The organism is Phocaeicola dorei (assembly GCF_013009555.1).
In the GTDB taxonomy this organism is placed as follows: Bacteria; Bacteroidota; Bacteroidia; order Bacteroidales; family Bacteroidaceae; genus Phocaeicola; species Phocaeicola dorei.
The window spans coordinates 294635-308397 of sequence record NZ_CP046176.1 but is presented as its reverse complement, the minus strand read 5'-3'; the positions used below and the strand labels follow the sequence as shown (position 1 = coordinate 308397).

Sequence of the window (13763 nt, the reverse complement as noted above, 5' to 3'; positions counted from 1 at the left end):
GTTTCCTTTTACTTTTTTCCGGTATGTCCAAAGCCACCTGCACCACGTTCCGTTTCGTCCAACACCTCCACTTCCTGCCATTCGGCATGTTCGTGACGGGCTACAACCATTTGCGCAATGCGCTCCCCATCTTCTATCATAAAATCCTCAGATGACAAATTGACCAGGATAATACAAATTTCACCACGATAATCGGCATCAATTGTGCCCGGAGAATTCAGGACTCCGATGCCTTTCTTAATAGCCAGCCCGCTACGTGGACGGATTTGCGCTTCAAAACCTTCAGGCAATGCGATATAAAGTCCCGTAGGAACCAAACAACGTTGCAAGGGTTTCAGCACAATCGGTTCGTCAAGATTAGCACGGATATCCATCCCTGCCGATTGCCCGGTAGCATACTCGGGTAAAGCATGTTTTGATTTATTGATTACCTGTATTTTCATAATTTTAACAATTTATCAATATGCTTATGTGGCAATGCTAATAATTTGCAGACAACAAGCACAGTCCAGACCTGGCGCAGCCAATTGGCATATTAACAAATCAGCACATTACCACATGATTAATAAAGTGCGAATTTACACATTTAGATGGATTTATCTAAGCGTTTACAGTTTTTTAAACGGAAGTTTCTTACTTTTGCAAACAGATAAAGCCTGAATTATGAACTGGAAACAATTAATATCAAATAAACGCTTCGGCATGGAAGAACTGCACGAGGCCCGTAAAGATGACCGTTCCGAATTCCAACGCGATTATGACCGTCTCATCTTCTCAGCACCTTTTCGCCGTTTGCAAAACAAAACTCAAGTATTTCCTTTACCGGGTAGCGTATTCGTACACAACCGGTTGACTCACAGCCTTGAGGTGTCTTGTGTAGGACGTTCTTTAGGAAACGATGTCGCCAACCAGCTTCTGAAAAAGCACCCAGACTTGGTCGACTCCCATATATCGGAAATAGGTTCTATCGTTTCAGCCGCATGTCTGGCACACGATCTGGGAAACCCACCTTTCGGCCATTCGGGAGAAAAAGCCATTTCAACTTACTTCTCGGAAGGACAAGGAATGGCATTGAAAAAAGAACTTTCACCGATGGAATGGGATGATTTAACCCACTTCGAAGGAAATGCCAATGCATTCCGCATCCTTACCCACCAATTTGAAGGAAGACGGAAAGGAGGATTCGTAATGACCTACTCCACATTGGCGTCCATCGTAAAATATCCTTTTTCCTCACAATTGGCAGGAAAGAAATCAAAATTCGGTTTCTTCTTAAGCGAAGAGGCTGATTATCAGAAAATAGCCAGAGAATTAGGCATCATCCAGCTCAGCAAGCCGGATGAGCCTTTACGCTACGCACGCCATCCGTTAGTCTACCTGGTAGAAGCCGCGGATGATATTTGTTATCAGATGATGGACATAGAAGACGCGCATAAATTAAAACTTCTGACACATGATGAAACCAAAGGACTGTATATGCTGTTCTTTGATGAGAAAAGAAAAAAACGCATTGAAGAAGTTTGCCGGATTGTAACAGACGTCAATGAACAGATAGCTTATTTACGTTCTTCGGTCATCGGTGCACTAATAAAGGAATGCACAAGAGTATTTACTGAAAATGAAAAAAAGATATTAGCCGGGGAGTTTGAAGGCGCACTGATAAAGCACATTTGCAGTCCATTGAAAGAGGCCTATGAGAATTGTTCTGCAATTGCCTTGCAAAGAATCTATCGTTCCAGTGATGTACTGGACATAGAATTGGCAGGGTTCAGAGTTATCAGTACCTTGATTGACCTGATGATCAATGCAGTGCGCTCTCCGGAAAAAGCGTATTCACAACTACTGATCAATCGCGTATCCGGACAGTACAATGTCAACGCACCTACTTTATATGGAAAAATTCAAGCTGTGCTGGATTACATATCGGGCATGACAGACGTATATGCGCTCGACCTCTACCGGAAGATCAAAGGCAACAGTCTGCCGGCAGTATAATAAAAACATTGTCAGATGCGAGCAAGATGAATCCTGTAAATTTTATCTGCACCTGACAATGTTTCCCCCAATATTACTATTAGTCCGATTATTTGGTCAGTATGGGATGAGCGCCTGAAGTTATTTTCAAAGCTTCAGGATGTTGCTTTACAAACGATTCGATATGGCGCACCCGTTTGTCTTCCAGGATTTCATTTACCGCAATCAGAATTCCGGTTTCCTCCACATCTCCGAATCCATAATTAATCGCTGTTCCAAACATACGCATCGTAGGAGACAGACTCATGTATGCGTTGACCAAAGGAGGAATATTATATCCCAGCTTACGCACTTCCGTATTCAAAATCTTGTAGTCTTCTTTAAAAGAATCATAACAGAAAAGATTTTCCAACATTTTCTTATCTGTTTCTATTTCCAGCGGTTTCATCGGAGTTATCAACTTATCTTTATCACCAAAATGTTTATTCAGGAAGTATAATATCATATCACGCCCCTGACGATGATAACTAGGATACATAGTCATCTTACCAAAAAAATATTTCACATTAGGCTTAATCACGGTTAATGCACCCAAACCATCCCACAAATTATCCAAAGCAAACAATCCCTTGGAACCGGCACGGGTTGACTGGTACTCTAATGTAACGAACGAACGCCCCAACTCCACCGTATAAGGCAAATATTTTTTCAAAAAAACTTCCGAGAAATTAAACATGTGAGCAGTAGCCAGCAAAGGCTTTCCATGTTCATCAAATTGCACCTCATCCCCCAAGAGATAACGATAGCCTCCCAAAATCTCCTCCGCTTCAGGATTCCATACAACTAATTGCTTATAGGGATTTTCCATCACGTCATATTCATCGATATCCATCGCCTTTCCTGTTCCGCCACCTGCAGCACGAAAGGCTATTTCCCTTAACCGGCCAATCTCCTTCATCACATTTGGCGAATCCTGATGCGTAATGACATAAATTTCATTATGACTTTTATTCGTAAACCTCAGGCGTTTATCCTCGGAAAGTTCCGCCTTGAGAATCTCTTTGCTAATCGGTGCAATAATTTCTTCCATATCTTTTATTCTCTCTTTTGTCCATTATAGCTTGTAGACTACATCTTTTACAAACTGCGCCCACTGAGCCGGGGTCTTTGTCTTGTCGAAAGTTTGCCAAGGAATGGGTTTTCCAATGGTCAAGGTAAAGGTTTTATGACGATTTTTCAACATTTCATCTGCCAAGTAAAGCATAGCAATATTAAACTTAATGCCAAGGGCCTTACATATATTTGCCAAATTATAGAAAAAGTCTGAATTCCGGCCCTCAAAGTGCAAAGGTACCACATCACGATGCGTTTCAATACTTTTAGTGACAAATGTCTTTTTCCATTCCAAATCCTTGATTTCCCCACCCTGTCTACGGGAACATAACCCCGCAGGAAACATAATGATATGATTATCCGAGGCAAACCCTGCCTCTACCATCTTTGGGAAATCCCTGGATTGCGAGCCTGTTTTATTGATAGGAATACACAAAGGAGCCAAACCATGCAAATTCATCAACAAATCATTGACCAAATAGCGTACATTACCATTGTAATGTTTTCCCAATATATACCCCAAAGCAACTCCATCCTGTCCTCCCAGCGGGTGATTGCTAACAAAAGTACATTTACCGTTTTCAGGCAAGTTTTCCAAACCTTTTATCTCCACTTTTGCATCTAGGAACTCCATACAAGCTTCCAGAAAGTCAACTCCGACTTTATTTTTGGAGTCTTTTAAAAAGACATTCAGTTCATCCTGATGCACAATACGCTTCAGGTACGAAACGACAAAACGGGGAATATATTTATATTTTTTCCCGGCTTTCGTTTTCAATATCTTTTCTATGTCGATTAAAAATATAGAGTCGTCAGTCATTTTGCAAACGTTCTTTTCCATGCAAAAGTAACTTATCTTTTTTTATATTGGCAATTTATGACAGAAAAAACTCTTAATCTCTAAAGAAATTAAGAGTTTTTGTATATGAAACTATACAAATTCTTTCATTTTTGCGCAAAATAAAAACGAATGTGCAATAGTTTGGTTTCGTTTTTCAACCTCCGACAGCCAACTCTTTCCATTATTTTTTATCATAAAATCATTAAATTTAAACGTACTGTTTACCAAGCTACTAGCTACATTAACAGCCTGTTGAAAACTTCTCGAAATATTTTCTTAAAATATTGTGGGGAATTGTGGGGAATTGTGTAATTTTACACCTTGAACAATATAATAAGGTGTAGATATGCGATTTCTTGGGAATTCTGAAGCAAAGACGGACGCAAAAGGCAGAGTGTTCCTGCCTGCCGTATTTAGGAAGCAGTTACAAGCTGCCTCCCAAGAATGCTTGATTTTACGCAAAGACACCTACCAAGACTGTCTGGTTCTTTACCCCGAAAATGTGTGGAACGAACAAATGAATGAACTACGTTGTAAGCTCAATCGTTGGAATTCCAAACACCAAATGATTTTCCGTCAGTTCGTTTCGGATGTAGAAGTTATCACATTGGATGGAAACGGGCGCTTTCTGATTCCAAAACGATATTTGAAATTAGCTAAAATACAGCAAGATGTACGCTTTATCGGATTGGACGACACTATAGAAATCTGGTCTAAAGAACTAGCAGACAAACCCTTCATCACGCCGGAGGACTTTGGAAAAGAATTGGAAGAAATTATGGGAACTAATAACAACGTAGAAATAGAATGAGTGAAGCAAAACAGATATATCATATACCGGTATTATTAAACGAGAGCGTAGACGGAATGAACATTCAACCCGGAGGTATTTATGTAGACGCCACTTTCGGTGGCGGAGGACATTCCAAGGAAATTCTAAGCCGGCTGGATAGCACCGCGCATCTATATAGTTTTGACCAAGATGAAGATGCCGAGAAAAATATTGTAAGCGACAGCCGCTTCACTTTTGTGCGTAGTAACTTCCGCTACCTTTCCAACTTTCTGCGTTATTATGACGTGGAAGAGGTAGATGCCATTTTGGCCGATCTAGGAGTTTCCTCACATCACTTTGACGACTCCGAACGCGGATTCTCATTCCGTTTCGAGGGCAAATTGGACATGCGGATGAACAAACGTGCAGGCATGACAGCAGCAGATGTGGTGAATACCTATGACGAAGAACGTTTGGCTAATATTTTCTATTTATATGGTGAATTAAAGAACAGCCACAAACTGGCATCAACCATCGTTAAAGCACGAGGGGTAAAACAAATTATCACCATCGGTGATTTTCTTGAAGTCATCAAACCGCTTTTTGGGCGGGAACGTGAAAAAAAAGAACTCGCAAAGGTGTTCCAAGCTTTACGTATAGAGGTAAATCAGGAAATGGAAGCATTGAAAGAAATGCTTTATGCAGCAGCCAAAGCACTGAAACCGGGAGGCAGACTGGTAGTAATCACCTATCATTCCTTAGAGGACCGCATGGTAAAAAATATCATGAAAACCGGAAACATAGAAGGCAAGGCCGAACAGGATTTCTTTGGTAATGTACAGACACCTTTCAAATTAGTCAACAGCAAAGTTATTGTTGCCGGCAACGAAGAAGTGACATGCAATCCGCGCTCCCGAAGCGCCAAGTTGAGAATTGCAGAAAAGAGATAACGAGATGGAAGAAGAACTGAAACAAAATGCACAACAACCTAAAGACGGACAATCTGCTTCGCCCAAGCACATGTCTATCCGCAGCATATTGGGAGGAGATATCCTTGCAAACGACTTCTTCAAAAGACAAACCCGTTTGCTGATTCTCATCATGATCCTGACTGTACTATACATAGACAACCGTTATAGCAGTCAACAGGAACTCATTGAAATTGATAAGTTGAAAAAAGATTTGATCGATATCAAATACGATGCATTGACACGTTCTTCCGAACTGATGGAAAAGAGCCGCCAATCACGTATTGAAGAATATATTTCGACGGAAGACAGCCCCTTACAAACGGCTACCAACCGTCCTTATTTAATAAAGAAAGACTAAGCCCATGATGCCCAACCAAAAAAACATAATGCTCCGCTTCTCCTTCATCATCCTGGTCATGGTGTTGATAGGCATTGCCATTATCTGCAAAGCCGGTGTCATCATGTTTGCCGAGCGTCAATACTGGAAAGACGTAGCCGACCGTTTTGTAAAAGAAAACGTCACCGTACGTCCTACCCGTGGCAACATCATCTCATCCGACGGCCAGCTGATGGCAAGCAGCCTTCCCGAATATAAGATTTACATGGACTTCATGATAAATAAGAGGAAGGGCGAAACCGAAGAAGAGGAAAAGACACGGCTGAAGCTACAACATATCAAAGACTCAGTTCTTTATGCAAATCTTGACACAATCTGCAAAGGATTACATGAAATATTCCCTGATAAAAGTGCCGCCTTTTTCAAGCAGCACATCAAAAACGGAAGAAAAAAAGAGAGCCGCAGTTGGCTACTCTACCCCAAACGCATTTCTTATATACAATATAAAGAAGCAAAACGTCTGCCCGTATTTAATCTGAACAAATACAAAGGCGGATTCCATGAACAGGCATTCAATCAGCGGAAAAAGCCTTTCGGCTCACTAGCTATGCGTACATTGGGAGATATGTTTCCTGATATAGAACAAGGTGCAAAGAACGGGCTGGAACTTTCATACGATTCCATATTAAAAGGCAGAAACGGTATCACTCATCGTCAAAAGGTAATGAACAAATACCTGAACATTGTAGACATCCCTCCTGTAGATGGCTGTGATATCATTACAACCATTGATGTAGGTATGCAAGACATCGCAGAAAAAGCATTGGTAGATGAATTGAAAGAAATCAACGCCACTGTAGGCGTCGCTATTCTGATGGAAGTGCAGACGGGAGACATCAAAGCTATCGTCAACATGACCAAATGTAATGACGGCATTTACAGAGAAATACGCAATAACGCCATCTCAGACATGATGGAGCCAGGCTCTACTTTCAAAACCGCATCCATACTGGTAGCACTGGACGACGGAGTCATCACTCCGGAAACGGTGGTAGAAACCGGTAACGGAGTCTATATGATGCACGGTCGCTATATGAAAGACCACAACTGGCATCGTGGAGGCTACGGCACTATCAACACAACAAAATCATTGATGGTGTCCTCAAACATCGGTGTATCACGGTTGATCGATGATCATTATCATGATAATCCGGAAAAGTTTGTACGCGGACTGCATCGAGTAGGCATTGCCACTCCGTTAGATCTCGATATTCCCGGTGCCGGCAAGCCGAACATCCGCATCCCCAACAAAGACTTGAGCAATTGGTCACGTACTGCACTGGCATGGATGTCTATTGGCTATGAAACCCAAATTCCCCCCATCAATACACTGGCATTTTATAATGCTATAGCCAATAACGGAGTAATGGTCAAGCCTCGTTTTGTGAAATCAATAGTCAAAGACGGGCAGGTGGTGGAAGATATTGCTCCTGAAATACTCAACCCGGCCATCGCTTCCCCCAAGGCTATCAGCGAGATACAAACAATTTTGGAAAAAGTTGTCAGCGAAGGGCTGGGAAAGAAAGCAGGATCCAAGCAATTCCATGTATCCGGGAAAACCGGTACTGCACAGGTTTCACAAGGGAAAGCCGGATACACTAATGGCACACGCCGTTATTTGGTAAGTTTCTGTGGATATTTTCCTTCAGAAGCGCCTAAATACAGTTGCATTGTAGCCATCCAGAAACCTGGACTCCCCGCCTCGGGTGGTTTGATGGCCGGCAGCGTGTTCAGTAAAATTGCCGAACGCGTATTTGCCAAACATCTGGCACAAGATTTGAAAGAAGCAAAAGACTCAACTTCTATCCTTATTCCGGATGTGAAAAACGGGGATATAAGTGCGGCGCATTATGTACTGAACCGGATAAATGTAAATTCATCCGGAGTTTCGGAACAATCAACCGAAGGCAAACCGGTATGGGGAAATGTGACTAGTAATCCGGACAATGTATTATTCAACAAAAAAGACATTAACAATAAACTTGTACCAAGTGTTATTGGTATGGGCGCAAAGGATGCTGTCTATCTACTTGAAAGCATGGGATTGAAAGCCCGCATTACCGGCATCGGTAAAGTGAAGTCACAAAGTATCCCGGCCGGCAACACTTTGCGCAAAGGACAGACCATACAATTACGATTAAATTAACAGTGTAACAGGAAGAATATGAAACTGGAAAAGATTATTAAAGGAATAACAGTCAATGAAATCATAGGTGATATGGCCCAAGAGATTTCGGGAATAAACATGGACTCGCGCCTGATAGAGCCTGGTCATATTTTCATTGCTGTAAAAGGGACGCAGACTGACGGACATACTTATATTCAAAAAGCAATAGAAAAAGGAGCCCGTACAGTGGTATGTGAAAACCTTCCTGAGACATTAATTGAAAATGTTACCTACATAAAAGTGAACGACACGGAAGACGTTGTCGGGAAACTAGCAACTACGTTTTACGGTGACCCCACCTCGAAATTGGAACTGGTCGGTGTTACAGGCACCAACGGAAAAACTACTATTGCTACCTTATTATATAATATGTTCCGTAAATTCGGATATAAAACAGGACTCATTTCCACTGTATGCAATTATATAGATGAGGAAGCCATTCCAACTGACCATACCACCCCTGACCCTATTACACTAAACAAACTGCTGGGACGCATGGCAGATGAAGGATGCAAATATGCCTTTATGGAAGTAAGCTCACATTCAGTCGCACAAAAACGGATTGGTGGTTTAAAATTTGCAGGCGGTATATTTACCAACCTTACCCGTGACCATCTGGACTACCATAAAACTGTAGAGAACTATCTGAAAGCCAAAAAAGCATTCTTTGACAGTCTGCCTAAAACAGCCTTTGCCTTAACCAATCTGGATGACAAAAACGGATTGGTCATGACTCAAAATACCAAAGCAAAGGTACACACCTATTCGCTGCGCAGTTTGAGTGATTTTAAAGGAAAAGTGCTGGAAGATGGATTCGAAGGAATGCTGCTTGATATAAATAATGTGGAAGTCAATGTACAGTTCATCGGACGCTTCAATGCTTCCAATCTGCTGGCAGTCTATGGAACAGCCTGCCTGCTTGGGAAAAAAACAGAAGAGGTACTGCTGGCATTGAGTACTCTTCGCCCCGTTGCCGGGCGTTTTGACTCACTGCGCTCACCCAAGGGATACACCGCCATTGTGGACTATGCCCATACTCCGGATGCCTTGGAAAATGTGCTGAATGCCATTCACGAGGTTCTGAATGGCAAAGGTAATGTAATTACGGTAGTAGGCGCCGGCGGCAACCGCGATAAAGGCAAACGCCCCTTGATGGCACAAGAAGCGGTAAAGCAAAGCGATAAGGTCATTATCACCTCTGACAATCCCCGTTTTGAAGAGCCGCAGGAAATCATCAATGATATGCTGGCAGGACTGACTAAAGAGGATATGCGTAAAGTGATAAGCATAGCCGACCGTAAAGAAGCAATCCGTACAGCTTGTATGCTAGCCCAAGCTAAAGATGTCATTTTAGTTGCCGGGAAAGGACACGAGAATTATCAGGAAATCAAAGGTATAAAGCACCATTTCGACGATAAAGAAGTATTAAGAGATATTTTTGCTAATGAATAAACCAACCAAAAGATGTTATATTATTTATTTCAATATTTAGAAAAGTTTGATTTTCCCGGAGCCGGTATGTTCGGTTACGTTTCATTCCGTTCATTGATGGCAATCATTTTATCATTGTTGATCTCGGCTATCTTCGGTGAATATTTCATCAACCTGCTCAAACGTAAACAAATAACCGAAACCCAACGTGACGCATCTATAGACCCTTTTAATGTGAAAAAAGTTGGTGTGCCGACGATGGGAGGTATAATTATTATTGTCGCAATTCTCATACCTTGCCTTTTATTGGGGAAACTGCATAATATTTACATGATATTAATGTTAATTACCACCATTTGGCTAGGCACATTAGGCTTTTTGGATGACTATATCAAGGTTTTCCGTAAAGACAAAGAAGGGTTGCACGGCAAATTCAAGATCATCGGCCAAGTAGGTTTAGGACTCATTGTGGGACTCACCTTATATTTAAGTCCGAGCGTTGTTATCCGTGAGAACGTAGAAATACAAAGAGGGGGAGAAATTGTAGAAGTGGTGCACAAAGAACAAGATCAGAAATCCACTAAAACTACGATTCCTTTCTTCAAGAATAATAATTTGGATTATGCTGATTTCGTAGGCTTCCTGGGAGATAATGCCCAAACTGTAGGTTGGATTATTTTCGTATTAGTTACCATTTTCGTAGTTACTGCCGTATCTAACGGCGCCAACCTGAATGACGGGATGGACGGGATGGCAGCCGGAAATTCTGCTATCATCGGTCTTACCTTAGGCATATTGGCATACGTATCCAGCCACATCGAATATGCAGGATACCTTAATATCATGTATATTCCCGGCAGTGAAGAACTGGTAATCTTTATCTGCGCCTTTATCGGCGCGCTGATCGGTTTCCTTTGGTACAATGCTTTTCCCGCCCAAGTATTTATGGGCGATACCGGCAGCTTGACCATTGGTGGTATCATAGCGGTATTTGCAATCATCATTCATAAAGAGTTGCTTATACCTATTCTCTGTGGAATCTTCTTGGTAGAAAACCTTTCGGTTATTCTACAGGTGAGATATTTCAAAAGCGGAAAAAAGAAAGGGCATTTGCAACGCGTATTCAAACGTGCACCTATCCACGACCATTTCCGTACTACATTAGCACAGTTAGACCCCAATTGCAGTTATCTGTTCATGAAACCCAACAGCGTATTCCATGAATCAAAAATCACGGTACGCTTTTGGATTGTCACCATCGTACTCGCTGCAATTACGATTATTACATTAAAGATAAGATAAACGAAGATTATGGCTAAAAGAATTGTCATACTAGGAGCTGGAGAAAGCGGTGCGGGAGCAGCCGTTCTGGCAAAGAAACAAGGTTTCGACACCTTCGTTTCAGACATGTCCACGATTAAGGACTCATACAAAAACATGCTGAACGAGCGAGGCATCGAATGGGAAGAAGGCAAACATACCGAATCTCTCATTCTGAATGCGGATGAAGTGATCAAAAGTCCGGGTATTCCGAATGATGCCCCGATGATTCTTAAATTAAAGGCACAAGGTACCCCTATCATCTCCGAAATAGAATTTGCGGGACGTTATACCAATGCCAAAATGATTTGCATTACAGGAAGTAATGGAAAAACAACAACGACTTCGCTGATTTATCATATCTTCAAGAAAGCAGGTATGAATGTGGGACTAGCCGGAAATATCGGTCAAAGTCTGGCATATCAGGTAGCAGAATACAACTATGATTATTATGTAATCGAGTTAAGCAGCTTCCAATTAGACAACATGTACAAGTTCCATGCCAACATTGCCGTATTGATGAACATCACGCCGGATCATCTGGACCGTTACGATCACCAGATGCAAAACTATGTGGATGCAAAATTCCGCATTATCCAGAACCAGACTCCGGACGATGCCTTCATCTTCTGGAACGATGACCCCGTCATCCAGCGTGAATTACATAAATATGGCATTCATGGCCATTACTACCCTTTTGCCGAAAGGAAAGAAGAAGGAACCGCCGCATACGTGGAACAGGACAAAGTTTATTTTACAGAACCAATCGCTTTCAACATGGAACAGGAAGAACTGGCACTGACCGGAACCCATAATCTCTTTAACTCCATGGCGGCCGGTATCTCTGCCAACCTGGCGGGTATCCGCAAAGAATGCATCCGCGAGGCCTTGGGTGATTTCAAGGGAGTGGAACACCGCCTTGAAAAAGTCTGCCGGGTAAGAGGAGTAGATTACATCAATGACTCCAAAGCTACCAATGTGAATTCCTGCTGGTATGCTTTGCAAAGCATGAAAACCAAAACCATCCTGATATTAGGTGGAAAAGACAAAGGCAACGATTATAACGAAATTGCCGACTTGGTAAAAGAAAAATGTACCGGATTGATCTACATGGGATTACACAATGAGAAATTGCATGCTTTCTTTGACAAGTTCGGCCTGCCTGTAGCCGATGTACAAAGCATGAAGGATGCCGTAGATGCTGCTTACCGGATGGCCAAGAAAGGTGAAACCGTATTATTAAGTCCTTGCTGCGCCAGCTTCGACCTTTTTAAAAGTTACGAAGACCGTGGCGAGCAGTTCAAGGAATGTGTAAGAAACCTGTAATATAATATTAAGGTATATAGATAATGGATCTGATAAAAGACTTGTTCAAGGGCGACAAAGTAATCTGGATTATTTTCCTGTTTCTTTGCCTGATCTCTATCGTCGAGGTATTTAGTGCCGCCAGCACACTTACCTACAAAAGTGGGGATCATTGGGGGCCTATCACCCAGCACAGTGTCATCCTGATGGTAGGTGTGTGCATTGTGGTGCTGGTACATAACATCCCCTGCAAATATTTCCGTGTACTTCCCTTCTTCCTGCTGCCTATATCAGCTGTTTTGCTGATATTTGTAATGGGTATGGGATTGATTACCGGAGACCGTGTCAATGGCGCAGCCCGTTGGATGACCTTTTTCGGCATCCAGTTCCAGCCTTCCGAACTGGCAAAAATGGCTGTGATTATTGTCACCGCCTTTATTCTATCCAAGTTTCAGGAAGAAGACAACGCCAATCCGAAAGCATTCAAATATATAATGTGGATCACCGGAGTTGTTTTCATTCTGATTGCTCCCGAAAACGGTTCTACCGCAGCATTGCTGTTCGGAGTAGTCTTTTTAATGATGGTGATCGGCCGGGTACCTTGGAAACAGTTGGCCAAGTTAATGGGAACTGTCGGAGTCGTGGTGATACTTTTCGTAGGCATAGTGATGGTTATGCCTACACATAAACTGAACAAAGTTCCCATGATGCACCGTGTAGAAACCTGGCAGAACCGCATTAAAGGTTTCTTCGAGGATAAAGAAGCCGTTCCTGCTGCCAAATATGATATAGACAAGGATGCCCAGATAGCACACGCCAATATTGCTATAGCCTCCAGCAATATCATAGGAAAGATGCCGGGTAACAGTGTACAACGGGATTTCCTGTCACAAGCGTTCTCAGACTTCATCTTCGCCATCGTCATAGAAGAATTAGGATTACTGGGAGGCGCCTTTGTAGTGATCCTCTACATCTGGCTGTTGATGCGGGCGGGTAAAATAGCCCGAAGAAGTGAAAAAAGTTTTCCTGCCTTTCTGGTGATGGGCATCGCCCTGCTACTGGTATCTCAGGCGATGCTTAACATGATGGTGGCCGTAGGTCTGTTCCCCGTCACCGGACAACCCCTGCCGCTTATCAGCAAAGGAGGAACCTCTACACTCATCAACTGCGCCTACATCGGTATGATATTAAGTGTCAGCCGCTACGTAGCTGAGCAAGAAGAGAAGAAAGCTGCCGAGCAACAGGCGTTGGAAGAAGCCGAACTGGCAGCCAAGGCCGAACGGCGCCAGGAAATAGTAGCCGCCATGCAGGAAGCCATTACTACACTTCCGTCAGGTGACACAGCCGCCACTTCCCTCCCGTCGGAGGAAAACTCGCTGTCCGATGACTTGAAGGCATTACTGAATGCGGCCGGGAAGCGGGAGCCGGAAGAAGAAATATAATATAAACCATTCATTTTAAAAGTATTATTT

12 protein-coding genes are annotated in these 13763 nt (G+C 42.6%); 9 read left to right on the top strand and 3 right to left on the bottom strand.

What is annotated here, in order from left to right:
• Positions 1 to 8: 8 nt before the first annotated feature.
• On the bottom strand, positions 9 to 443 hold the full coding sequence (dut, locus tag GKD17_RS01175; protein ID WP_005845350.1) for a dUTP diphosphatase: 435 nt from the start codon (positions 441 to 443) through the stop codon (positions 9 to 11).
• 220 nt (positions 444 to 663) lie between these two features.
• Here dut and GKD17_RS01170 point away from each other — a divergent pair, with 220 nt between their 5' ends.
• Entirely contained in the window at positions 664 to 1995 is a 1332-nt protein-coding gene (locus GKD17_RS01170) for a deoxyguanosinetriphosphate triphosphohydrolase (RefSeq protein ID WP_007834767.1), read from the top strand.
• 88 nt (positions 1996 to 2083) lie between these two features.
• Here the strand turns inward: GKD17_RS01170 and GKD17_RS01165 are convergent, their stop codons facing one another.
• Together GKD17_RS01165 and GKD17_RS01160 are read right to left on the bottom strand one after the other, a co-directional pair.
• The gene (locus GKD17_RS01165) at positions 2084 to 3064 is read right to left on the bottom strand and encodes a GNAT family N-acetyltransferase (RefSeq protein WP_007834762.1); all 981 of its coding nucleotides are present in this window, start codon (positions 3062 to 3064) and stop codon (positions 2084 to 2086) included.
• A gap of 24 nt (positions 3065 to 3088) precedes the next feature.
• Positions 3089 to 3907: a 1-acyl-sn-glycerol-3-phosphate acyltransferase gene (locus GKD17_RS01160; protein ID WP_008655575.1), complete on the bottom strand. Its 819-nt coding sequence runs from the start codon at positions 3905 to 3907 to the stop codon at positions 3089 to 3091.
• Positions 3908 to 4274: 367 nt separating this feature from the next.
• Here GKD17_RS01160 and mraZ point away from each other — a divergent pair, with 367 nt between their 5' ends.
• From mraZ to GKD17_RS01120, 8 genes are all read left to right on the top strand, one after another.
• The gene (gene mraZ / locus GKD17_RS01155) at positions 4275 to 4739 is read left to right on the top strand and encodes a division/cell wall cluster transcriptional repressor MraZ (protein ID WP_007834758.1); all 465 of its coding nucleotides are present in this window, start codon (positions 4275 to 4277) and stop codon (positions 4737 to 4739) included.
• Positions 4736 to 5650: a 16S rRNA (cytosine(1402)-N(4))-methyltransferase RsmH gene (rsmH, locus tag GKD17_RS01150; RefSeq protein WP_007834756.1), complete on the top strand. Its 915-nt coding sequence runs from the start codon at positions 4736 to 4738 to the stop codon at positions 5648 to 5650. Before mraZ ends, rsmH begins: the two co-directional genes overlap by 4 nt.
• A gap of 4 nt (positions 5651 to 5654) precedes the next feature.
• On the top strand, positions 5655 to 6029 hold the full coding sequence (locus GKD17_RS01145) for an FtsL-like putative cell division protein (RefSeq protein ID WP_007847173.1): 375 nt from the start codon (positions 5655 to 5657) through the stop codon (positions 6027 to 6029).
• 4 nt (positions 6030 to 6033) lie between these two features.
• Positions 6034 to 8214 carry a penicillin-binding transpeptidase domain-containing protein gene (locus GKD17_RS01140; RefSeq protein ID WP_007834752.1) on the top strand — a complete coding sequence of 727 codons (2181 nt, stop codon included), beginning with the start codon at positions 6034 to 6036 and terminating at the stop codon, positions 8212 to 8214.
• Positions 8215 to 8286: 72 nt separating this feature from the next.
• On the top strand, positions 8287 to 9687 hold the full coding sequence (locus tag GKD17_RS01135; RefSeq protein ID WP_371741509.1) for a UDP-N-acetylmuramoyl-L-alanyl-D-glutamate--2,6-diaminopimelate ligase: 1401 nt from the start codon (positions 8287 to 8289) through the stop codon (positions 9685 to 9687).
• A gap of 12 nt (positions 9688 to 9699) precedes the next feature.
• On the top strand, positions 9700 to 10968 hold the full coding sequence (gene mraY / locus GKD17_RS01130) for a phospho-N-acetylmuramoyl-pentapeptide-transferase (protein ID WP_007834748.1): 1269 nt from the start codon (positions 9700 to 9702) through the stop codon (positions 10966 to 10968).
• Positions 10969 to 10977: 9 nt separating this feature from the next.
• Entirely contained in the window at positions 10978 to 12312 is a 1335-nt protein-coding gene (gene murD, locus GKD17_RS01125) for a UDP-N-acetylmuramoyl-L-alanine--D-glutamate ligase (RefSeq protein ID WP_007834746.1), read from the top strand.
• Positions 12313 to 12335: 23 nt separating this feature from the next.
• Positions 12336 to 13733, top strand: a complete 1398-nt coding sequence (locus tag GKD17_RS01120; RefSeq protein ID WP_007834744.1) for an FtsW/RodA/SpoVE family cell cycle protein — start codon at positions 12336 to 12338, stop codon at positions 13731 to 13733.
• The last annotated feature ends 30 nt before the right edge of the window (positions 13734 to 13763 follow it).

Coding starts and splice junctions, on each gene's coding strand:
- GKD17_RS01170 (WP_007834767.1), top strand. CDS start 664: ATGAACTGGAAACAATTAATATCAAATAAACGCTTCGGCATGGAAGAA.
- GKD17_RS01140 (WP_007834752.1), top strand. CDS start 6,034: ATGATGCCCAACCAAAAAAACATAATGCTCCGCTTCTCCTTCATCATC.
- GKD17_RS01165 (WP_007834762.1), bottom strand. CDS start 3,064: ATGGAAGAAATTATTGCACCGATTAGCAAAGAGATTCTCAAGGCGGAA.
- GKD17_RS01135 (WP_371741509.1), top strand. CDS start 8,287: ATGGCCCAAGAGATTTCGGGAATAAACATGGACTCGCGCCTGATAGAG.
- rsmH (WP_007834756.1), top strand. CDS start 4,736: ATGAGTGAAGCAAAACAGATATATCATATACCGGTATTATTAAACGAG.
- mraY (WP_007834748.1), top strand. CDS start 9,700: ATGTTATATTATTTATTTCAATATTTAGAAAAGTTTGATTTTCCCGGA.
- mraZ (WP_007834758.1), top strand. CDS start 4,275: ATGCGATTTCTTGGGAATTCTGAAGCAAAGACGGACGCAAAAGGCAGA.
- GKD17_RS01120 (WP_007834744.1), top strand. CDS start 12,336: ATGGATCTGATAAAAGACTTGTTCAAGGGCGACAAAGTAATCTGGATT.
- dut (WP_005845350.1), bottom strand. CDS start 443: ATGAAAATACAGGTAATCAATAAATCAAAACATGCTTTACCCGAGTAT.
- murD (WP_007834746.1), top strand. CDS start 10,978: ATGGCTAAAAGAATTGTCATACTAGGAGCTGGAGAAAGCGGTGCGGGA.
- GKD17_RS01160 (WP_008655575.1), bottom strand. CDS start 3,907: ATGACTGACGACTCTATATTTTTAATCGACATAGAAAAGATATTGAAA.
- GKD17_RS01145 (WP_007847173.1), top strand. CDS start 5,655: ATGGAAGAAGAACTGAAACAAAATGCACAACAACCTAAAGACGGACAA.